The following is a 583-nucleotide window of genomic DNA, read 5'->3' as shown; positions in this document are numbered from 1 at the left end:
GATCAGCAACGCTGCGGTGAATACGTTCCCGGGCCTTGTACACACCGCCCGTCACGTCACGAAAGTCGGCAACACCCGAAGCCCGTGGCCCAACCAGCTTGCTGGGGGGAGCGGTCGAAGGTGGGGCCGGCGATTGGGACGAAGTCGTAACAAGGTAGCCGTACCGGAAGGTGCGGCTGGATCACCTCCTTTCTAAGGAGCACACAACTGGCCAGAACGGTTCCCGTTCCCCCTTCACCGGGGGGCCGGGCGTCCTGGTCGGTGGCCATCTTTGGCGGCGAACGCCCGTCAGGTGGCTGCTCATAGATGTGGAGCACTGGCTATTCAGCTCACCGCGCGTGTGAGCCGGCAAGTACCGTCCCGCGGGGTCTAGGTCCTGTGGGGAGTGGGAACGGCGGTCTCGGGTGTGTGGGGGGCTGGGCACGCTGTTGGGTCCTGAGGAAACGGGCGCGAGCCCGGTGGCCTCGGATCGCGGGACCAGGTACCGCTTCATCCCTTGGGGTGGGGCGGTTCTGGTGGGCCCGGTTGTTTTTTGAGAACTGCACAGTGGACGCGAGCATCTCTGGTGAATGACGATGCTGTT

General features: G+C 64.5%; 1 rRNA gene. It reads left to right on the top strand.

Annotated elements, in window-relative coordinates:
* Window positions 1-192 (top strand): 16S ribosomal RNA (locus ETD83_RS42130); the annotation flags it as partial.
* Window positions 193-583: the final 391 nt, after the last annotated feature.

It is taken from the genome of Actinomadura soli (assembly GCF_005889715.1).
Lineage (GTDB): Bacteria > Actinomycetota > Actinomycetes > Streptosporangiales > Streptosporangiaceae > Spirillospora > Spirillospora soli.
This window is presented reverse-complemented; position numbering and strand designations above follow the sequence as displayed.